Origin of the sequence: Cupriavidus sp. YAF13, from assembly GCF_052113425.1 — a bacterium.
GTDB lineage: Bacteria > Pseudomonadota > Gammaproteobacteria > Burkholderiales > Burkholderiaceae > Cupriavidus.
The window spans coordinates 64,374-83,508 of sequence record NZ_JBFRDD010000024.1 but is presented as its reverse complement, the minus strand read 5'-3'; the positions used below and the strand labels follow the sequence as shown (position 1 = coordinate 83,508).

Annotated in this window: 18 protein-coding genes and 2 pseudogenes; 10 read left to right on the top strand and 10 right to left on the bottom strand. The window is 62.5% G+C overall.

Features of this window, described 5'->3' with window-relative positions:
* Window positions 1-36 precede the first annotated feature (36 nt).
* Both AB4061_RS19980 and AB4061_RS19975 read left to right on the top strand, forming a co-directional pair.
* On the top strand, window positions 37-1,608 hold the full coding sequence (locus AB4061_RS19980) for a long-chain-fatty-acid--CoA ligase (protein ID WP_441636796.1): 1,572 nt from the start codon (window positions 37-39) through the stop codon (window positions 1,606-1,608).
* A 490-nt stretch (window positions 1,609-2,098) separates the two neighbouring features.
* On the top strand, window positions 2,099-3,244 hold the full coding sequence (locus AB4061_RS19975; RefSeq protein ID WP_441636794.1) for a porin: 1,146 nt from the start codon (window positions 2,099-2,101) through the stop codon (window positions 3,242-3,244).
* Window positions 3,245-3,485: 241 nt separating this feature from the next.
* On the opposite strand, the gene AB4061_RS19970 is transcribed toward AB4061_RS19975, so the two are convergent.
* On the bottom strand, window positions 3,486-4,202 hold the full coding sequence (locus AB4061_RS19970; RefSeq protein WP_441636792.1) for a GntR family transcriptional regulator: 717 nt from the start codon (window positions 4,200-4,202) through the stop codon (window positions 3,486-3,488).
* 304 nt (window positions 4,203-4,506) lie between these two features.
* Between AB4061_RS19970 and AB4061_RS19965 the strand changes: the two genes are divergently transcribed.
* The 4 genes from AB4061_RS19965 to AB4061_RS19950 all read left to right on the top strand — a co-directional run bounded on the left by AB4061_RS19965 (window position 4,507) and on the right by AB4061_RS19950 (window position 10,560).
* On the top strand, window positions 4,507-6,183 hold the full coding sequence (locus AB4061_RS19965; RefSeq protein ID WP_441636790.1) for a GMC family oxidoreductase: 1,677 nt from the start codon (window positions 4,507-4,509) through the stop codon (window positions 6,181-6,183).
* Between the two features lie 72 nt (window positions 6,184-6,255).
* Window positions 6,256-8,025 (top strand): hypothetical protein, encoded by a 1,770-nt coding sequence (locus tag AB4061_RS19960; protein WP_441636789.1) that lies wholly within the window; start codon window positions 6,256-6,258, stop codon window positions 8,023-8,025.
* Window positions 8,026-8,186: 161 nt separating this feature from the next.
* The gene (locus tag AB4061_RS19955) at window positions 8,187-9,095 is read left to right on the top strand and encodes a TauD/TfdA dioxygenase family protein (protein ID WP_441636787.1); all 909 of its coding nucleotides are present in this window, start codon (window positions 8,187-8,189) and stop codon (window positions 9,093-9,095) included.
* Window positions 9,096-9,138: 43 nt separating this feature from the next.
* Window positions 9,139-10,560, top strand: coding sequence for an aldehyde dehydrogenase family protein (locus AB4061_RS19950; RefSeq protein WP_441636785.1), 1,422 nt, complete (start codon window positions 9,139-9,141; stop codon window positions 10,558-10,560).
* A 431-nt stretch (window positions 10,561-10,991) separates the two neighbouring features.
* On the opposite strand, the gene AB4061_RS19945 is transcribed toward AB4061_RS19950, so the two are convergent.
* The 5 genes and pseudogenes from AB4061_RS19945 to AB4061_RS19925 all read right to left on the bottom strand — a co-directional run bounded on the left by AB4061_RS19945 (window position 10,992) and on the right by AB4061_RS19925 (window position 14,161).
* Complete coding sequence (locus AB4061_RS19945; RefSeq protein WP_441636866.1) at window positions 10,992-11,261, bottom strand: transposase; 270 nt, start codon at window positions 11,259-11,261, stop codon at window positions 10,992-10,994.
* 77 nt (window positions 11,262-11,338) lie between these two features.
* Window positions 11,339-11,866 carry an IS110 family transposase gene (locus AB4061_RS19940; RefSeq protein ID WP_441636783.1) on the bottom strand — a complete coding sequence of 176 codons (528 nt, stop codon included), beginning with the start codon at window positions 11,864-11,866 and terminating at the stop codon, window positions 11,339-11,341.
* A 165-nt stretch (window positions 11,867-12,031) separates the two neighbouring features.
* Window positions 12,032-12,716: pseudogene (locus AB4061_RS19935) on the bottom strand (enoyl-CoA hydratase-related protein).
* Window positions 12,717-12,800: 84 nt separating this feature from the next.
* Window positions 12,801-13,448: a hypothetical protein gene (locus AB4061_RS19930; protein ID WP_441636781.1), complete on the bottom strand. Its 648-nt coding sequence runs from the start codon at window positions 13,446-13,448 to the stop codon at window positions 12,801-12,803.
* Window positions 13,445-14,161: an acyl-CoA dehydrogenase family protein gene (locus tag AB4061_RS19925; protein ID WP_441636779.1), complete on the bottom strand. Its 717-nt coding sequence runs from the start codon at window positions 14,159-14,161 to the stop codon at window positions 13,445-13,447. Before AB4061_RS19925 ends, AB4061_RS19930 begins: the two co-directional genes overlap by 4 nt.
* 774 nt (window positions 14,162-14,935) lie before the next feature.
* Between AB4061_RS19925 and AB4061_RS19920 the strand changes: the two genes are divergently transcribed.
* The 3 genes from AB4061_RS19920 to AB4061_RS19910 all read left to right on the top strand — a co-directional run bounded on the left by AB4061_RS19920 (window position 14,936) and on the right by AB4061_RS19910 (window position 16,371).
* A complete protein-coding gene (locus AB4061_RS19920) occupies window positions 14,936-15,082 on the top strand; it encodes a hypothetical protein (protein ID WP_441636778.1) in 147 nt (48 codons plus the stop codon).
* Window positions 15,083-15,334: 252 nt separating this feature from the next.
* Window positions 15,335-15,790, top strand: a complete 456-nt coding sequence (locus tag AB4061_RS19915) for an alginate export family protein (RefSeq protein WP_441636776.1) — start codon at window positions 15,335-15,337, stop codon at window positions 15,788-15,790.
* Window positions 15,766-16,371, top strand: coding sequence for an alginate export family protein (locus tag AB4061_RS19910; RefSeq protein ID WP_441636774.1), 606 nt, complete (start codon window positions 15,766-15,768; stop codon window positions 16,369-16,371). Before AB4061_RS19915 ends, AB4061_RS19910 begins: the two co-directional genes overlap by 25 nt.
* A gap of 116 nt (window positions 16,372-16,487) precedes the next feature.
* Here AB4061_RS19910 and AB4061_RS19905 read toward each other — a convergent pair.
* From AB4061_RS19905 to AB4061_RS19890, 4 genes and pseudogenes are all read right to left on the bottom strand, one after another.
* Window positions 16,488-17,075: pseudogene (locus AB4061_RS19905) on the bottom strand (NADPH-dependent FMN reductase).
* Window positions 17,076-17,158: 83 nt separating this feature from the next.
* The gene (locus AB4061_RS19900; RefSeq protein WP_441636772.1) at window positions 17,159-17,536 is read right to left on the bottom strand and encodes a pirin-like C-terminal cupin domain-containing protein; all 378 of its coding nucleotides are present in this window, start codon (window positions 17,534-17,536) and stop codon (window positions 17,159-17,161) included.
* A 4-nt stretch (window positions 17,537-17,540) separates the two neighbouring features.
* Window positions 17,541-17,711, bottom strand: a complete 171-nt coding sequence (locus AB4061_RS19895) for a hypothetical protein (RefSeq protein ID WP_441636770.1) — start codon at window positions 17,709-17,711, stop codon at window positions 17,541-17,543.
* Window positions 17,712-17,739: 28 nt separating this feature from the next.
* A complete protein-coding gene (locus AB4061_RS19890) occupies window positions 17,740-18,543 on the bottom strand; it encodes an SDR family NAD(P)-dependent oxidoreductase (RefSeq protein ID WP_441636768.1) in 804 nt (267 codons plus the stop codon).
* Window positions 18,544-18,932: 389 nt separating this feature from the next.
* On the opposite strand from AB4061_RS19890, the gene AB4061_RS19885 reads away from it, so the two are divergent.
* A complete protein-coding gene (locus AB4061_RS19885; protein ID WP_441636864.1) occupies window positions 18,933-19,097 on the top strand; it encodes a DUF1427 family protein in 165 nt (54 codons plus the stop codon).
* The last annotated feature ends 38 nt before the right edge of the window (window positions 19,098-19,135 follow it).

Here is a 19,135-nt window from a genome sequence, read left to right as displayed (position 1 = left end):
GTTAGCGCAGCGCATGCCGGGGCAACGGAGACCAGCATGTACATGACCCAAGGCCTGCACCGTTCCGCACAACAGCGCCCGAACGCCGTTGCAGTTCGCTTCCAGGACAAGACCCTGACTTTCGCGCAACTCCATGACCGCGTCGCACGGCTTGCGGGCGCATTGAGGGAACTCGGCGTGAAGGACGGCGAGCGTGTGGCGATGCTCTCTATCAATTCGGCGCGCTATCTCGAGTACGACATGGCCGTGCCCTGGGCCGGCGGTGTCCTCAATCCCGTCAATATCCGCTGGAGCCATGCGGAGATGTTGTACGCGCTGAATGACTCAGCCAGCCTGATCCTGATTGTCGACGATACTTTCAAAGCCGCCGGCGAGAAGCTTGCCGATGAAGCGCGAACCGTACGTCACCTGATCTACGCAGGCGACGCCGAAACGCCGGCCGGTATGCTCGACTTCGAGCAACTGATCGCCGACGCCAATCCGATCGAAGATGCCTGGAGACATGGCGACGATCTTGCCGGCATCTTCTACACGGGCGGCACCACCGGGTTTCCCAAGGGGGTCATGCTAAGTCACTCGAATCTCGGCATCTCCGCGCTGACGCAGTTGACGACGGGCCGCTGCGGCGCGGATGCGGTATACCTGCATGCCATGCCGATGTTCCACCTGGCCAACTTCGCCGCCGTCAACGCATTGTTCCTCAGTGGAGGCACCCACGTGGTGGTACCTGCATTCACTGCGCCGACAACGCTGGAAGCCATCTCGTGCCATCGCGTCTCGCAGCTCACGCTAGCCCCGACGATGCTCCAGATGCTGATCGACTGGATAGACCAGCATCCCGAAGAACGTTCCCGCCTGGATACCTCCTCCTTGACGCGGATTGGCTATGGCGCGTCGCCAATCTCCCAGACGCTGCTGCGCAGGGCGCAGCAAGCTTTCTCGGGCGTGGATTTCACGCAGAGCTATGGCATGACCGAACTCTCCCCGCTGGCAACCATGCTGGGTTCGGAATATCACACGGAGGAAGCCTTCATCAGCGGCAAGATGCGGGCGGCGGGCAAACCGTTCCTGTGTGTCGAGGTCAAGATCGTCGACGAGTCCGACAAGGAGGTGCCGCGCGGCACCGTCGGCGAAATCGCGGTGCGTGGCGGCAACGTCATGCTCGGCTACTGGAATCAGCCCGAAGCCACGGCGGAAGCGGTGCGCAACGGCTGGATGCATACGGGCGACGGTGGCTACATGGACGAGGAAGGACTCGTCTATGTAGTGGACCGTATCAAGGACATGATCGTTAGCGGCGGCGAGAACATCTACTCGGCTGAAGTGGAGAACGCTATCGCCAGCCACCCTGCCGTCGGCCAGTGCGCGGTGATTGGCGTGCCCAGCGAGAGATGGGGCGAATCGGTACACGCCGTGATCGTCCCCAAACCGGGCACGAGCGCAACCGCGGAGGAAATCCAGGCACACTGCCGCGAGCGCATTGCGGGATACAAGTGTCCCCGCAGCGTCGAATTCCGCGAAGCCCTTCCGCATTCCAGCGTGGGCAAGATCCTCAAGAACGACCTGCGCAAGCCATACTGGGAGCAGCACGGGCGCGGAGTAGCGTAGGACGGCTTGCGGGGGGCGCACAACGCGGACCGCCTTCCCGGCCGATGGCAGCAACCATTGCGGTCATCGGCCTGTCACGCATGTCAGCGCCGGCCGCCAGCCGGCCCGCAACCCCTTCCTCTCGGCTGAAAGGTGCGCCGTCACCCACTACCCCCACTACCCGCTACCGGGCACGCCAAGCGTGCCCCGGCCACACCAGCCCCCCAGTCGGTACCACGCATTGCGGGCAAGTCCATTCTGGCTTGCTGAAATCACAAGAATCAATCTGCCGCGTCCGTCAATAGGTACTCACTGCTTCGCAGCKGCTTTCCGGGTTTAAAGCCAACATTGCAGCGATCCACTCCTTTTGGGTGGGTTCGCGAAAAGCCCTCCACGCTCTAATGCAATGCAGCGCGAGCGTCGGCGCATGCACGAATGAATGCGTGTGCGCCCTAGCGGCAAGTAGCTGGCGTCATTGGCATTCACAAAAAGCACGAGGAGGAGACATAGCATGAAGAGATCATTATTCGCCCTGGCTGCATTGAGCGCTATGAGCGGTGCAGCACAGGCACAATCAAGTGTTACCCTCTATGGCGTGATCGACGCCTCAGTGGAATACGTCAATAGGGTGGCAGCATCGCCGGCGACGCCGAACGTCGGCGGCAGCCGCTTTGCACAGCCCAGCGTTGGTGGCCTGTCAGCATCGCGCTGGGGCCTGCGCGGGGTGGAGGAGCTCGGCGGCGGCAACCAGGCTCTGTTTGTGCTGGAAGGCGGCTTCCAGCCCGATACCGGCAACCTGCAGTCGGGCTTGCTGTTCGGGCGCCAGTCGTTTGTCGGGCTGCAAAACAACGTCTACGGCAAGGTCACGCTGGGCCGCCAGTACACCAGCTTCTTCGATGGCCTCGCCAACTTCTCGCCGCTGCGGTTTGCCGCCACCTATGAGCCGGGCATCTGGTGGATGGGTCTGAACTACCGCGAAAGCAATATGGTCAAGTACACCGGCCGGTTCGGCGGGCTCCAGACAGTGGCGCATTTTTCTTTCGGGACCGGCGTTTCGGTGTTGAATGYCAGCACCGCGCTGGCCAACGGTGGCGCAGGCGAAACGCCGGGGCACTTCAGCGACAACACAGCCTATGGCGCCTCGCTGCAGTACCTGAGCAACGGATTCGGGGCATCACTGGCGTATGACCAATGGAGACCGGCCGTGACCACCGGGCAGCCCGGCGCGGTACGCAAGTTTGCCGCCGCCGGCAGCTATACCACAGGTCCGCTCAAAGTCATGGGCGGCTACCGCCGGAACAAGGCTGACTTCAGCAGTGGGAGCACGCTCTTGCGCGATGACTATTGGTGGGCTGGCTTCAACTACCAGGCCACGCCGGCGCTGGGCTTGTCACTTGCTTACTACTACGCGGACGTCAAGTCGGCGCGCGCGGCAGTCGGCGCGCCGCAGACCAACCCCGCCAACATGCAGCAGTACAGCTTTACTGCGGACTACAACTTCAGCAAACGCACGGACGTGTATCTGTCGGCCGGCTACGCGCGAAATGGCGGCCTGAGCTTCGATAGCTCGGCGACTGCCTTTGCCTTCAACTACCCGCAAATGACCGGACAGAAGAGTATGGTCGGCGTCACCGTTGGTGTGCGCCAGATTTTCTAAAGCGAGCGATCAGGGGAATCGCACGCCTCCCGATGACCTGCTAAGCCATCAAAGGTGTACCGATCCCGGATACGGCAAGGTGTCTATCGCCACATCCGGGTCGCCGTCCTGGCCGTTTTGCATGTGCCGGATCAGGACATGGGCCTTAGCCACACCGTCATCCCAATCGAATTGCCAGAATCTAATTCCGATATCTTGTCATAGCGCCACGCGCGCGAACGACGCCCATCAGTGGCATCGGCTAGCGCGTCATCCTAGCCTTGTGGGAATAGCGGTCGCCCCGGAAGAGCAGTTCCGAGGTGCAAAGCGCGTTGCCGCGGATATCGATCGGAGTGCACCGCAGACGTAGCAGCGGGGTCCCGTCGGCGACCCCCAGCCGCCGCGCCACATCCCCGGCGGCAGGGATCGCCGAGCTTACGGTAGCGACTTCTTTCAGCCGGTAACCCATCCGGCTCTCGAAGATCGCCATGACATCGTTGGTTTCAAGGTCTTCTTTCACCAACGCACGGATCACCGCCTCGTCTCCCATGATCATGAAGATGGCCACGGGCTCGTCATTCGACATCCGCAGAGTAGTGGCGCAAAGTAGCGTATCGCCAGTGTTCAGGCCCAGTGCTTCTGCGGCAAACGCCGGCGCCCTGACCTTGCGCACCGAGACCAACTTGCCATAGGCAAGCTTTCCCTGCGCGCGCGAAGACTCATAGAAGCCCGTTAGCGGCCCCAAGTTCGATGTCTCAGCGGGCCGGGTGACGAAGCTGCCCTTGCCGTTCACTTTCTCGATCAGGCCACTAGCGTGCAGTCCGGCCAACGATTGCCGGACCGTGATGCGGCTGACGCCGAATTCCGCCATCAGTTCGGATTCCGACGGAAGCTTGGCGCCAGGACCGAGCTTGTTGTCGACGATGCGCTGGCGGAGTTCCTCTTCGATTTGTCTGAATCTGGGCTGGGGCGTGGTCACGGTCCGGGTCCTTCGTGTTTCGCCGGGTCACCTGGCTGGCGATCCCGGGGCGCTGCTGGCGTTCCGCGAATTATACCTGTCATAGCAGGATAGCCACTCTCCTCTTGACCTATTATGATAGGTGGTGGCAGTATTGAACCGCCAAGAGTACGGCCTAACGTACCGCCGGCCAGAGATACGGAGCGAGACACCCAGAGGCGCCAGTTGCCAGACACGCGCAACCCGGCGTGCCCGATTGCGCTTTTTCGTCTCTTGCACGGCCACGTCGGCAGGCGAGCAACGCTTCACGATACGAGAGAACGGAATGAGCAACGCAGCACAGAATTCTCGCGCGCAGACAGTCGCGGCCGAGTATGACTACATCATCGTCGGCGCTGGCTCGGCCGGTTGTGCCCTGGCGGCGCGTCTGGCGGAAGATCCAGCGGTCACAGTGGCATTGCTGGAGGCCGGCCCGGACGACCATCATTACAGCGTCTGGACGCCGCTCGCCCTGGCGGCCGTGGTACCCAAGCGCGGGCCGCGCAATTACGCTTACCGCACCGTGCCGCAAGCGGGCCTCGACGGTCGGCGCTCCTACCAACCGCGCGGCCGAGGGCTGGGCGGCAGTTCTTCGATCAACGGCATGGTCTACATCCGCGGCCACCGCAATGACTACGACCTTTGGGAGCGTCTGGGCTGCAAGGGCTGGGGCTACGACGATGTCCTGCCCTACTTCCGCCGCAGCGAGAGCAACGAGCGCGTCAACGACATGCACCATGGCAGCGACGGGCCACTGCATGTCAGCGACCTGCGCACGCCCAACCCCTTCTCGCAACGCTTCATCGCCGCGGCCGTGCAAGCCGGCCTGCCGCTGAACGCCGATTTCAATGGCGCGGAACAGGAAGGCGCCGGCCTGTACCAGGTCACGCAGCGCAACGGCGAACGCTGGAACAGCGCGCGCGCCTACCTGCATGGCGGCAACGCGGCCGACGCCGCCATGAACGGCGGGCGCAAGGGTCTGACCGTGCTGACCGAGACGCAGGCGCTGCGCGTGGTATTCGAAGGCAAGCGCGCAATTGGCGTGAGCGTGTCGCGCGCCGGCGCGGTGCAGACCCTGTGCGCCAGGCGCGAAGTCATCCTTAGCGGCGGTGCCTTCAATTCCCCCCAGTTGCTGCTGGCCTCTGGCATTGGTCCCACATCGCATCTGGCCGACCACGGCATCGCCGTAGTACACGACCTGCCCGGTGTCGGCGAGAACCTGCAGGATCACCTTGACATCACCCTTTGCCAGCAGGTCCGCTCGACCGATCTGTACGGCTACAGCCTGGGGGGCGTATTCCGGATGCTCTCGGAAATTCGGCGCTACCGGCGTGAGCGCACCGGGATGGTCAGCTCGAACCTGGCCGAAGCAGGCGCCTTCATAAAGAGCCGCGCAGGTCTCCCCGAGCCGGACCTGCAACTGCATTTCATGCCCGGACTCTCGCCCACCCACACCGGATTGAGCCGGCGCGAGATGAAGCATGGCTTTACCGGGCTCGCCTGCGTGCTGCGCCCGCAAAGCCGGGGGCACGTACGGCTGCAGTCGGCCGATACACGCGAGGCACCGCTGATCGACCCGCGATTCCTTTCGGCGGAGGCTGATATGGCGGGCATGGTAGCGGGGGTCAGGGCACTGCGCCGTATCTTCTCTCAGCAGGCGTTGGCAAGCGCTGGCGGCACCGAGTTGCTCACTGGCGCGTTTGGCGCCGGCGAGGGCAGCGAAGAAGCCATCCGTGCCTACATCCGCAAGCATGCCGATTCCRTATTCCACCCCGTAGGCACCTGCAAGATGGGGACCGACGACATGGCGGTGGTCGACCCAGATTTGCGGGTGCGCGGCGTGGGAGGGCTGCGCGTGGCCGATGCCTCGATCATGCCTACCCTGATCGGCGGCAATACCAACGCGCCTGCCATCATGATTGGCGAGAGGGCGGCTGACCTGATCCGCGCGGCCGCCAGGTGATACGAAATTGCACCGCCACGCGGCGGCGATCCGAAGGATGACATTCGAACCATGAAACTGGAAGTGAGCAAAATGAAACACAACGTAGAGTCCGGGCAGGCCCGCACCGGGCGCGATACCTCCACCGCCCCGCGGCGTTTCAAGCAGGCCCGCCAGGCCGCGGCGATAACGCTCGCGGCACTGGGCACCATGGCCAATGCGGTCACGCCTGCCGGCCCCGTCGCGAATCCCTATCTCGCCCAGTCGTACAACAACCAGACGCACTGGAACGACGCCGCCACCGACAGCGTCGAATTCGCGGTGCCCCGCGGCGCCTTCGAGATAACGCCGGAGTCGGTGCAGGTCATTCCCAATGAGTCGGCCAGCCTGCCGCTGGTTGCGGACCGCGTCGCTGGCAAGGACATCTACTGGTGGTGGGCCGGGTTCTCGTTGCGCAAGGTGAGCGTGGACGACGGCGGCAAGCTGGTCGAGCTGGCTCACACCGAAGTGCCGGTCCGCCTGCCGAACTACAAGCCGGTTACGCCCGAGCAGCGACGGGCTCAGGCCGCAGCCGTGAAGACATTCCTGGACGCACATGACGAGGCCGGACTGCTTGAGTACATGAAGTCACAGCCAAACCGGATGCTGACGTTCGCTGAAGACCAGATCGCCAACGGCGCCGTCTATGCAGTGCTGACCCGCGATGATGCTTTTGTCGGGTGCAGCGGGCGTCAGATCTTCCGCATTGACCAGGAAGACCCTAAGGAGCCAGCGTCCGGTATGATGGCGCCGAAGACCGCCACCTTACCAGCCTCGCTATTCGACAACGCGAAGGCTGCGCGCGGCACGCGCATCACTGCCGACATCCTGTTCGGCATGGGCATGACCTACAACGGCTACCTAGTGGTGAACACGCTGGGCGGCAAGGTCATCACACTGAACCGCGATACGCTGGAAGTGATCGACGTCTTCACCGTCGCGGGCAACGACGAACTGTTCATGAACAGCTTCGCCACCGGCCCCGAAGCCAATGGCGGCGCGGTCTATGTGGCCTCCAATACGACCATGTACCGGCTGGTGGTCGACAAGGAGGGCAAGATCCACAGCGACGAGGCCAGCGGCGCGTGGCAGTCGCCATATGACCGCGGGATCCGCATGCCGGCGCCCAAGATCGGCGACGGCACGGGTTCGACCCCGACCCTGATGGGATTCGGCCCCGGCGAAGACAAGCTGGTTGTCATCACCGATGGCGCGAAGACAATGCGCCTGGTGGCGTTCTGGCGGGACAAGATCCCGCCGCACTGGAAGCAAAGGCCCGGCACGCAGTCGCCTCGTATTGCCGACCAGATCGAGATCGGTATGGGCTCGGGGATAGAGTCAGTGCAGTCGGAGCAATCCGTGTCCGTCTTCGGCGACTATGCCTTCGTTGTCAATAACATCCCTACCAAGGACGCACCCCAGCTGAACCCTTCGGGTTCCTTCGCCAGCCTGATCAACGGCGCCACCCGCCCCGGCCCAGCCGGCGTTGCCACGCTCAAATGGCAGCAAAAGGCACACGGCTGGAAGACGCAATGGGTGCGTACGGACGTTTCCTCCATTTCGGTGGTGCCGATGATCAGCGGAGCCGGGCGCATGGCGATCATCGACGGCTACTTCTTCGGCAAGTGGAACGACCGCTACCACATCGGCATGGATCTCGACACCGGCAAGACAGTGATGACGATCCGCACGGGCAGCGACCCAACCTTCAATGGCCTGTATTCCCCCGTCAAGATCGATCCGCAGGGCAATATCTTCTACAGCGGCGCGTTTGGGCTGATGCGCCTTGACACGGCGAAGATGCGGCGCGTTTCCGCAGATTAGCGCGTAGCGACGGCGCGGCGCCACTGAAGCCACGCGTAGCGCGATGCCGGTAACTCCTTAGGGAGTCCGGCTGACGCGAATCGCATCAGCCGGTATGCAACTGCCGCAATGCCAACGCCAGATGCCGGCTGATAGCAACCCCAAGGAAGAGGAGACACAAAATGCAAGCTGCTGTTACCGCCCCCGACTTGCCTGCAACGAGGGCGACTGACACCGAGAACTGGCCCTTCACTGTCAAGCGATCCACGCCGACCATCGGCGCGGAGATCGACGGCATCGACCTGCGCGCTCCGCTCGACGACGATACCTATCTCGCCCTGCGCCGAGCGCTGGTGAAGTTCAAGGTCCTGTTCTTCCGCGACCAAGACATCTCGCCGGCCCAGCACGTTGCCGTGGCGCGGCGTTTTGGTGAGCTGGAGATCCACCCCATGATCGGCCACCATCCGGACCATCCTGAGCTGGTGGTATTTGGTCGCGACGGCGGGCAGCGCGGCCGCGAGAACTTGTACCACTCCGATGTGTCGTGGCGCGAGCTCCCGTCGATGGGCTCGATGTTGCGCTGCGTGGAAACGCCCGAAGTGGGCGGCGACACCATCTGGGTCAATATGGCGGCGGCATATGCCAACCTGCCTGAAGACGTCAAAGCGCGCATCGCCCGGCTCCAGGGCGTGCACGACGCCATGCCCACCTTTGGCCAGGCGCTGGCGGACAATCGGTACTGGGCCATGCGCAAAAAGTACCCGCCGGCGGTCCACCCGGTAGTGCGCACGCATCCCGAGACCAGCGAGAAAATCCTGTACGTCAACGAGGGATTCACGACCCACCTCGCCAACTTCGCCAAGGAGCAGCCGTATCGCATCGGCTCCGACTTCCGGCAGGCCGAGATGGACCTGCTGCAATATCTTTTCCGCCAGGCTGCAGCACCTGAGTACCAGGTGCGCCTGAAGTGGCAACGGAACACGATTGCCTTCTGGGACAACCGCTCCACCCAACACTACGCGGTCCAAGATTATTTCCCGGCGATCCGGCACATGATGCGGGCCACTGTCATCGGTGACCGTCCGGTCTGAGCCATCCTTCGACCCGACTTACCGGGAACCCACGGAGAACACTATGAAGTTGCTGAACCATTTCTACATCAACGGACGATGGGCCGAGCCGTCCGCCGGCGGCACGCTGGTGGATCTTATCGATCCCGCCACCGAAGCACCGGCCGGCAAGCTGGCGATGGGCACCGCCACGGATGTCCACGCCGCCGTTTCCGCCGCGCGGGCGGCCTTTCCGGCTTGGTCGGATACGAGCCGCGAGGAACGGATCGCCCTGCTCGAACGCGTGATCGAGATTTACCGCGCCCGCCTGGGCGACATCGCCGAGGCCGTGCGCGCCGAGATCGGCGCGCCCATCACGCTGTGCCAAAACGTGCATGCCCCCATCGGGCTAGCGCAGATCCAGGCCGCCGTGGAGACGCTGCGCCATTTCGAATTCGAGACCACGCATGCCAAGAGCTATGTCCGCCGCGAAGCGATCGGCGTCGCTGCGCTCATCACACCGTGGAACTGGCCTTTGAACCAGATCACTGCCAAAGTGGCACCGGCACTAGCCGCAGGCTGCACAGTGGTGCTCAAGCCGTCCGAGATCTCGCCGCTCGACGCGATCATCTTTGCGGAGATCATGCACGACGCCGGCACGCCGGCCGGCGTGTTCAACATGATCTATGGCGAGGGGCAGATCGTGGGCGCCGCCCTCTCGTCGCACCCCGGCGTGGACATGGTTTCGATCACTGGTTCCACGCGCGCCGGCGTGGAAGTTGCAATCAGCGCCGCGCCCACCGTCAAGCGGGTGGCGCAGGAGCTTGGTGGCAAGTCCGCGTTGATCATCCTGGACGACGCCGAACTGCAAGCAGCAGTGACTAACGGCGTCGCACAGTGTATGGTCAACTCCGGGCAAACCTGCGTGGCACCGACACGCATGCTGGTGCCGCGCGAACGCTACGAGGAGGCCGTCACCATCGCCGCCGCGGTTGCCAACGCGGTTGTCGTCGGCGACCCGGCAGATCCCGCTACCAAGATGGGGCCGATCTCCAACCGTGGGCAATACGAAAAGATCCAGCGCATGATCGGCCTCGGCATCGAGGAAGGCGCGCGCGTGGTGGCGGGCGGCCCCGGCCGTCCGGAAGGGCTGGAGCGCGGTTTCTATGCGCGTCCAACCGTGTTCGCCGATGTGCGAAACGACATGGTCATCGCGCGCGAGGAAATCTTTGGGCCGGTGCTGACCATGATCCCTTATGACGGCGAAGACGACGCCATTGCGATTGCCAACGACTCCGCATTTGGCCTGGCTGGCTATGTCGTATCGAGCAACCTCGAACGCGCACGCCGGGTGGCGGCTCGGCTGCGGGTTGGGTCGGTGCGGATCAATGGAGCCATGCTGGATATCACGGTGCCGTTTGGCGGGTACAAGACTTCGGGCAACGGGCGAGAATATGGTGCCGAGGGCCTTGCCGAGTTTTTGGAGTGCAAGTCGGTGACGATCTGAGCAATCGCGCTCAGTAAAGCACCGGAAGCATAGGTCGAAGCCAAAGAGGTGCTCCAAAGCCGATTGGAATGACGACGCCTCCTACTCCCTCTTATATGAACACCGCCCCGGATGCCAGGGTCTGGTTTAAGTGTTTTGACGTGCTAGGTATCGGCTGCGGTCTTATATCCGGCCTTGTGCGGTGATATGACCGCGGTCTCGATGGAAGCAGCTGGGAACGTCCTAATCTCTCACGGCGGGCTTGATGGCCCAAGGGGAGCAACAGGTTTGGGTTCCCACGGTCCGACCTAGTTTGCGATCACGCTTTCTCCTTATCCTGTGCAGCCGTGAAGGGATTCGATCAAGTGGCAGTTCTTTCCTGGGCGGTCGGCTTACACCGGTCGCTGACTTACGTACTGCGGGTCGTAATGGCGGCCATGGGCCAGCAAGGCCTATGCTGTGCGGGCCAGTTTGTTGGCCAGTGCCACGACCACGACGCTGGTAGGTCGACGCGCAAGCAGGGCTTCGGCCCAGGCCGGCCGTTCTTTGGATCGGGTCAGCACGATGCGTGCCCCATGGATCAGCAAGCGCCGCAGGTACGGGTCGCCCCGTTTGCTGATACCACCCAACTGGACTTTGCCGCCAGAGCCCGACTGTCTCGGAATCAGCCCCAAGCTTGCAGCGAAGGCTCTGCCTGAGTGGAGAGCTTGGGCAGCGCCCATGGTTGCCGCCAGGGCCGTGGCGGTAATTGGACCGATGCCGGGGACTTCTTGCACCATCTGTCCCGCGGCATGACTGCTTAGCCAGTTGGCGATCTCGTGCTATATATCTCCAAGATCTGCTCATCCTGGCGCCGGATTTCATCCAGTTGCCGGGCCAGGGCCGACCACAGCACCGGCGGCACAGTCTTCTCAATTTCTTTCCGACAAGCGCGTATCTCAGCCAACCCGGCGTGGCGCCCCATCTTGAAGTACAGTCCAAATTCACCCAGCAATCCGCGAAGCGGATTGATTCTGCGCATACGCGTGCCGACCAACTCAGAGCGAATCCGGTGCAAGCCCAACAGAGCTTGCTGGTCTTCTGTCTTTACCGGCACGCTAGGCATCCCCGGCTGACGCGCCGCCGTCCATATCGCACGTGCATCGGCAGCATCCGTCTTGTTGGTTCGTACGAACGAGCGGACATAGAGCGGGTTTAGCAGAGTCGCTTGATGTCCCAGGCTTTGAATCTTGCGCGCCCACCAGTGCGAGCCGCCGCAAGCTTCCAGAGCGATGTGACCGATTGGACATACGACATCGCCATCCTGTAGACCTGCTGACGGGTGCACGAGGACCGAATCAGGTCACCAAAGTCAACGTGGCTGCGCTCGCCTGCAGCATCCAGCCGCTGCACATCTCGCGCCGCAGCACCGGATGGCAGATGCCCAAGAGGTTCAGTGATCCGAGTGTGTAAGTTCGGCTCGGCCAAGGCCAAGTGATGGCTTGCGCCGTGCTTATCCCTTGAGCGACGGTGAACATTTCTCGACAAAGGCGGAGACCGCTTCCCTATGGTCTTCCGTCTGGTCCGACGGCATCTTGAACGCCGCCGACATTTCCAACAAGGTATCCAGGCGGGTAAGCATGCCCTCGCGCAGCCGCCGCTTGGCCAGCCGGACCGCCTGCGGTGGGTTGCCGGCGATGGCCTGTGCGATGCCATAGGCGGTAGGCAGCAATTCCTCGGCGGGCGCCACGCGCGACACCAAGTTCCATTCCAGCGCCTGGCGTGCATCGATCATCTGACCGGTAAAGGTTGGCTCCGCCGCGCGCGAAAGGCCGATGATCCGCGGCAGCAGCCGGGCACCGCCGTCCCCGGAAGCGATGCCCAGTTTAACGAAGCTTTCGGCGATTTTGGCTTGCTCCGAGGCAATGCGGATGTCGCACGTGCACGTCAGGTCGAGCTCCCCGCCGGCAGGTGCTGGATTCAGCGCCGGTAGTCTTGCCGGATCTCTATGCCGGGCACCTGGCAAGAGGCATGGTGGCCCATGTCGCTGATATTGCCGCCGGACGAAAACGCCGAGCCGCTACCGGTGATCACCACGGCACGCACGGAGCGGTCGTCCCGGATGCGGTCGACGGCCTCCAGGAACTCCGGTGCCTCGGTGTTTCCGGTCAGGGGTTGCGCCGTACCAGGTCGCCCATTGTCAGCGTAATGATGTGACCATCCTACTCGTACATCAGAAAATCGGACATGGACTTTTTCTCCTCGCAGCTTCAATCGCTGCTTCAATCGTTATGATTAGGTGCGGCATGGCGTGTCATGGTCCACCCCGTGAATGGATCCGAGGCGCTCCAGCGCCGGGTCCAACGCGTGTCGCACGCAGCGCACTGATGCTCCTTGGTCTGGCAGACGACGCCTGCGCCAAAGCTGCGCCAGCGAACGTCGCCGACGGGACGCAGCGCGGCGTGGCCATCGGCGCAGCGTACATCGTGGCGCAGGCTATCACAACGTGCGCAAAGGTTCTGCAGTGGCAGAGCCGCCATCGGGCTGGCTGCCGCCGGCCGGGGCGTGGGCGCGTGCATTTCGGGGACATGGCCGCGCCGCGCCTGGATACGGCGCAGCGACGCCCAGAATAGCGCGCGCAGCGCATCGGATCCGCTCTCCTGCGCCGCAACCCGGCATCGATCCACATGGCGTTGCATCGCCATGCCGAACTCCGTCGCGGAAGCGAACCAAACGATCCGCGCATGGGGATCGGCGTTCTCAATCCCGCTATCGAACACGTCGGCCAGATGCCGGTAGTAATCTTCCGTGCCGTTCGCTGCCCGTTTGAGGGTGAGCGCGTGCGCGAGCCGGCTGCGCTCGCGAACTTCCGCCCGAAGTTCGCTAAGAAGCGGCAGCAGCCGCACGGCGGGCCGGCTTCGCGCGCTCATGCCGTCACGGCGTGGAGCGTCGTCCGCGCGAAATCCGCCACCGAGGTCTGCGCCCGGGCCAGCAGCGCTTCTCGGACCATCCGGTTCCAGAACGTCTCTGCGCCATCCGCCGCGCGCCGTTCACGCGGCCGGCGCGTGAACAGCTGGAGACCGTAGTCCTCCGTCACGCCGATCGCGCCGTGCAGGGCGTGCGCCGCCGTTGCCACCAGCGGCACGGCCATGCCGGTGCGCGCCTTCGCCACGGCTGCCGCCAGCCGTTCGCGAACGTGACACGCATCGCTGAATGCGATTTCGGCTGCGATGTCCGCCGAAGCCACATGCTGGGCCATGACGCTCAATTGATGTTGCAAGGCCTGGAACTTGCCGATCGACTTGCCGAACTGCGACCGGTCGTTGCAGTAATGCAGCGCCATGCCAAACAGCCGGTGCAGGGCGCCCACGATGGCGGCTGCGTGAATCGCCGCACTGAACAGGCGTGCCTCTTCGCCATTCCGGCCGAGCCGAGCAGCCACTGCCTCACTGCTCCAGGTCAGCGTGCCGCACGGCCTGCTGCACACACCGGTGGGCGCACGCAGTGCCTGTGCGGTGTCGAGCATCAGCAGTTCACCATCTACGTTCGCGAGCACATGGCCGCTGGTCATGCCGAACGGCACCAGCGCAGCGCAGAGTGCACCGTCCGGCGCGCGCGGGCAGGCTCCGGCCAGCGCGACCATGCCAGCCGGCGTCGCCCAGCGGCGCACGCGCTGCGATGCTCTGTGCTGCCGGCACTGGCATTGCATAGCGCCCAGAGGCGATGAAGATGGGCGCCAGTGCCGGCAGTGGCAGCCCTGCGCCGCCGACGGCCTCGGGCGCCAGTAACTCCAGGAATCCGCGCGAAATGCCCCTGCCTCGGAGGGCATGGCCGTCAGGTGGAAGGCATCTAACAGATTACGCACTTCTTTCTCCAAGTTTTAGTGCCGGCGGATGGCACGGCTTCACAGCCTGCCGGTACGCGCCGCATTCCAGTAGCGCTCCCGCTGCGGCTGCGGCTGCGGCTGCGGCTGCGGCTGCTTGTAGCAGCATGCCTGTCTGAAATATCCCCCAACAAAAGCGAAATACTTGGGATCTCACAGGGCAAGTAAGACTGTACGGAGGCGAGTGCATGAGGCCCCGCGAGGGCCGCCGCTAGACCATGAATCCTGCGCGACATGTGCGTCAACTACGCAACCGCAGCCAACTTTGTAAATCGAAGCTGGATGTCTCTCCGAGGAAGCCGCCTTCCCCTAGACAGATTGGCCCCCGAGCGCGGAGTGGCCAAACCAAGGCAAGCGCAGGTTTTCTCTCGATCGATATGGCACACGGTCGACGCTGGAGCCTTGATTGGCCCCTAGGTTCGGTTCGCAGGTTCAATTTGCAGAATTGGTCAACAGCCTGCCCGAGAGACTTGCACGCTAACCGGCTACAACCGCGCCACCAACTGAGGGAAACACCCCCCAGGAGCCATCAGCGTGCCGGAAGAAGTAGATACCCAGAACATCCGCGCGCCCGATCGCTTCGACGTGGGCATAACGCTGACCGTTCGAATTCGCGCGGCCAATGTGCGTGACACGGCTTGGTATTCCGCCAATCCATTTATCCACCATTGCATGCAATGATTTCTGTCCCGCTTTCACTGCCCGCTCCCAGAGTGTCGTGTCGTCATGGGCGCTGGTGGGCATCTGCCGTGCGCAAGCTATGACATCTGCTTGTCGGCCTAGCGATCAGGCGTACACTGCTGTCCTTGGGATAAGCATAGGTGTTACGGCAAGTCCCGCCCCCACCCGTGACGAGGGGGCACAAACCGCATGCCGACTGTGGCCGGATTGACCACGCAAGAGCGAAACGCTGCTACACATCAGTCTTTAACAATGACAAGCACGGCGCCAGCCTACAAACAGTTGCGCTACGATGAAGACTACCGCTACCTGCAAGACCCCGCCAAACGGAACGACTTCTGGGATCCAATCAAATATATTCCGATAGGCAGCTCCACTTGGTATCTCAGTCTCGGCGGCGAAGTTCGGGAACGCTTCGAGGATCACTCGGCTACCAATTTTGTCGTGCCAGGCAAGCAAGCCGACAGTTACGTGCTGCACCGTGCCCTATTCCATGCCGATCTGCATGCGGGTGATCTTGTCCGCGGCTTCGCACAATTTGGGAATCAGCTGGCACCAGGCAAAGATGTACCCGCTCCACCTTATAGTGACCGGTTTGACGTGCAACAGGCGTTCCTTGACGTGCGATTCCCGTTGACTGACAGCCCCGACGATGACCCGGCCTGCGGCTTGGGCGCCAGGAGATGGCCTTTGGCGCGCAACGCCTGATCTCAATCAGGGATGCGCCAAACGTTCGCCGCTCGTTTGATGGTGTGCGCCTGGGCGGAACAGTCGACCGGGTTCGCCTCGACGCCTTCGCCACGCGTCCCGAACTATTGCGGGACGGTGTCTTCGATGGTCAACCCAACCATCCTCAGGGTTTTTGGGGCGTCTACGCGACAGTGCCAACCAGCGTCATCCCACACTCCGGTTTCGATCTCTATTACCTTGGTTTTGAGAACGACCATGCGCTGTATAAAATCGGCACGGGCGTGGAGCGGCGGCACTCGATCGGAGCACGCATCTTTGGCCACCGCGGCGGCTGGGATTGGGATTGGGAAGCGCTCGGCCAGTTCGGAACCTTCGCCCAACAACAAATCCGCGCGTGGGGCTTTTCAACCGATACGGGCTACGCATTAACGGCTTACGACTGGAAACCTCGGGGTGGGTTAAAGGTGACCGCCAGCAGCGGCGACCGAAATCCACACGACAGAACGCTTGGCACATACAGCGGACTATTTCCGAAGTTGGCGTACTTCAATCAGGCCGGGCTGATTGGCGCCTCCAACGTGATCACCGCCACATTCTAATCAATGCCGGCTTCGTACATGTGGATATTGCCAAGATCTTGAGCACAGTGAGCGGGCACAACACAAACTTCACCTATATCGCGGCTAGTTACACGTTCTAGCTGAACTGACTTTCTTCACCCGCGTAACTGCTCGCCAGCGCCAGGAACCCGGGAAAACTCAACAAATTGCAGGAACCCATCTAGAAAATCCTTCAACCGCAGGCGCACGGTGTCGTCTGCTATCTCGCCTGACTCGACGAAGACATGATTGGCCCTGGCGACCATCAAGCGCCCACCTGTCCAGTGGCGCGTGCCGAGCGTCTTTAGAACTGGAAGCCAGTCGTTCTGGGCCAGGATGGTACCGAAGCTGCCGGCCGAGGCACCGATTACCGCGACGGGCCGGTTTCCGAAGACGCGGGGAATGTCACTCGCTGGGCGGGATAGCCAGTCAATGGCGTTCTTGAAGACCCCGGGAACGCCATTGTTGTATTCAGGTGTGGCAAGCATCAGCCCATCGCTGGCCGTGACACAGTCCTTGAGTTCTACAACCGCCTTGGGGAGCCCCTATTGCTGTTCCAGATCGCCGTCATATAGCGGAATATCGTGCAGGGTCGCAATATCGAATGCCACAGCCGGGCCGACCAGCGATTGCGCTGCCCGCAGCAGAGCCGTGTTGTACGACTGCCCACGAAGACTGCCGGAAATCCCCAGAATTTTTATCATGTACTAGTCCTTCCACTGAATCGAACGTTTTGGGGCTGCGATCCCGCCATTCGCAGAATGGGCGCGTGCATGTGCAACAGACGTCATCCGCGACGTCCCTTAACCTGAAGCCCCGCCATGTCGGGGGCGATCAGTCGGGCCGAGTCGCTGCCCTTGACCTCGCCAAAGCGCGCGCCGCCGCTGTTCCAGTCATGCGTCGCAGCCTCAATCTCGGCCGGACTGCGCGCAACGAAATTCCACCACAGCAGGACTTCCTCATCGAACGGGATGCCGCCGATGATGAGCAATTGTGCAGGCGCGGCACAGCGCAAGCTTAGATGCTCGCGGCCAAGGCCAAGGTACAGCAAGGTACCGGGGGCGAGCTTCTCCCCCGCAACGTCCACCTCGCCCCACACCGTGAGCGCAGCATACTCAAAGGAGGGATCTAGCGGTATCGATGCCGCCCCAACGCGAGCGGCCACAAAATCAAGGCCGACGAGCGGCGAGTAAACGAAGACAGGAGACGACTTTCCGAGTGCCGCCCCAGCCAAAACGCAGCTCGGCGGGCGCGACTTGCATGAGCGCCGTGGCAAGGCGACGATTGATGGCGTCGCGGCGCAAGCTGCCGATGAACAGCCCGATGTCATATGAATTCATGATGTGGCTCGGCAAGGCGATGGATGATTCAGCGGGCATTGACCGTCAAGCCACCGTCGATGGCCAGCTTGGCGCCGTTGAAGTATCCCCCCCTGTCCGAGGCGATGAATGCTGCCAGATCGCCAATCTCCTCGACTGTTCCCCAACGGCCGGAGAGGATTCCCTTGCTGCGACAGAAGTCGCGAAGCCATTCGGCCTTCGGCTTGCCAGACTGGGCCGCGGTTGCCGCGGCCCAGTCTTCGCGCCACTCGGTACCGACCAGCCCAGGCACGATGGCATTCACAGTGATGTTCTCGTCGACAAGATCGGCGGCCAGATAGCCGGTGACATGCATCAACGCCGCGTTGTTCAGGCCATAGGTCAGCGCAGGCATCCAGGCCATGGTGCCGGACGCGCCTGCAACATTGATGATGCGGCCCGTGCCATCATGCGGCACCAGCGGCAGAAACTCGCGGATCATGCGCAGTGCGCCCACAGACTTGATCTGCACCTGGTTAATCCAGTCGCTGTCGTCCCACGTGATCTCCCGGTCCTGCCGGCGGATGGCCGCGCCGGCATTGTTGACCAGGATGTGCGCCAAGCCGAAATGCTCCCGCACAGTTTCCGCAGCCGCCTGCACCGAACCGGTGTCGGTAACATCGGCCTCCACCGGCAGCGCGCGCACGCTGAACGTCTCTTCGAGTTCCTTGGCTGCATGCACCAGGGCTTCGCGCCCACGTGCAATGAGAACAATGTTCACCCCTTCAGCCGCCAGCGCGCGCGCCACACCCTTGCCGACTCCCTTGCTAGCGCCGGTGATCACCGCAACGCGCCCTTTAAGACCCAATTCCATGGTTCAAGCTCCATATGCCGAAAGTTCGGCTACCCAGAAAAACTATCATTCGCAGAAATATATACAAAATATAGTTATATATGTTTAATGGATAACCCTCAGGCTGTGGCGCTGGCGGACAAATTGCGTGGTTTTGCGCCGCGTTGATGAGCCTCGATGCGGGCGGCATCGTTCGATTTTTGGAAACCTGGTGTTCTTGGTATTCGGGCTACTTCATTGCGGAGGTTTCCTCTAAACTCGCTTCGAACACCAATGTCATTCAGTCGGTGGCAAGCAGAGAATGCTCGCGCAAGTATCATGTCGGCGGTTAATCGCATGGCCCCGGTCAAGCCGGGGCAGAGCGTGCAGCTCGGCAATGCGCTGCTCGATATTCCACCTACGCGAAGACGATCTCCGGCCTTCTGGCATTCTCCCTTGGCCTCCTGTGCCGTGCGACCGGCATTCCCTCCCCTGCGCCTCCCTGGATCATGAGTGCGTTGCTGGTCGTGTCGATGACCTGCGGATACCTGATCGTGGACCATCTTCAGGCACGTCGGGAGGCATCCGGGAAGTAGCCGCACATCTCGCTGCCCCGGGCTGCCGTCTGAACAGG

Bases quoted from the DNA above. Each gene is read 5' to 3' on its own strand.
- AB4061_RS19980 (WP_441636796.1), top strand. From the start codon at position 37: ATGTACATGACCCAAGGCCTGCACCGTTCCGCACAACAGCGCCCGAAC.
- AB4061_RS19960 (WP_441636789.1), top strand. From the start codon at position 6,256: ATGAAACACAACGTAGAGTCCGGGCAGGCCCGCACCGGGCGCGATACC.
- AB4061_RS19955 (WP_441636787.1), top strand. From the start codon at position 8,187: ATGCAAGCTGCTGTTACCGCCCCCGACTTGCCTGCAACGAGGGCGACT.
- AB4061_RS19950 (WP_441636785.1), top strand. From the start codon at position 9,139: ATGAAGTTGCTGAACCATTTCTACATCAACGGACGATGGGCCGAGCCG.
- AB4061_RS19945 (WP_441636866.1), bottom strand. From the start codon at position 11,261: ATGGGCGCTGCCCAAGCTCTCCACTCAGGCAGAGCCTTCGCTGCAAGC.
- AB4061_RS19930 (WP_441636781.1), bottom strand. From the start codon at position 13,448: ATGAGCGCGCGAAGCCGGCCCGCCGTGCGGCTGCTGCCGCTTCTTAGC.
- AB4061_RS19925 (WP_441636779.1), bottom strand. From the start codon at position 14,161: ATGGTCGCGCTGGCCGGAGCCTGCCCGCGCGCGCCGGACGGTGCACTC.
- AB4061_RS19915 (WP_441636776.1), top strand. From the start codon at position 15,335: ATGACAAGCACGGCGCCAGCCTACAAACAGTTGCGCTACGATGAAGAC.
- AB4061_RS19910 (WP_441636774.1), top strand. From the start codon at position 15,766: ATGGCCTTTGGCGCGCAACGCCTGATCTCAATCAGGGATGCGCCAAAC.
- AB4061_RS19895 (WP_441636770.1), bottom strand. From the start codon at position 17,711: ATGAATTCATATGACATCGGGCTGTTCATCGGCAGCTTGCGCCGCGAC.
- AB4061_RS19890 (WP_441636768.1), bottom strand. From the start codon at position 18,543: ATGGAATTGGGTCTTAAAGGGCGCGTTGCGGTGATCACCGGCGCTAGC.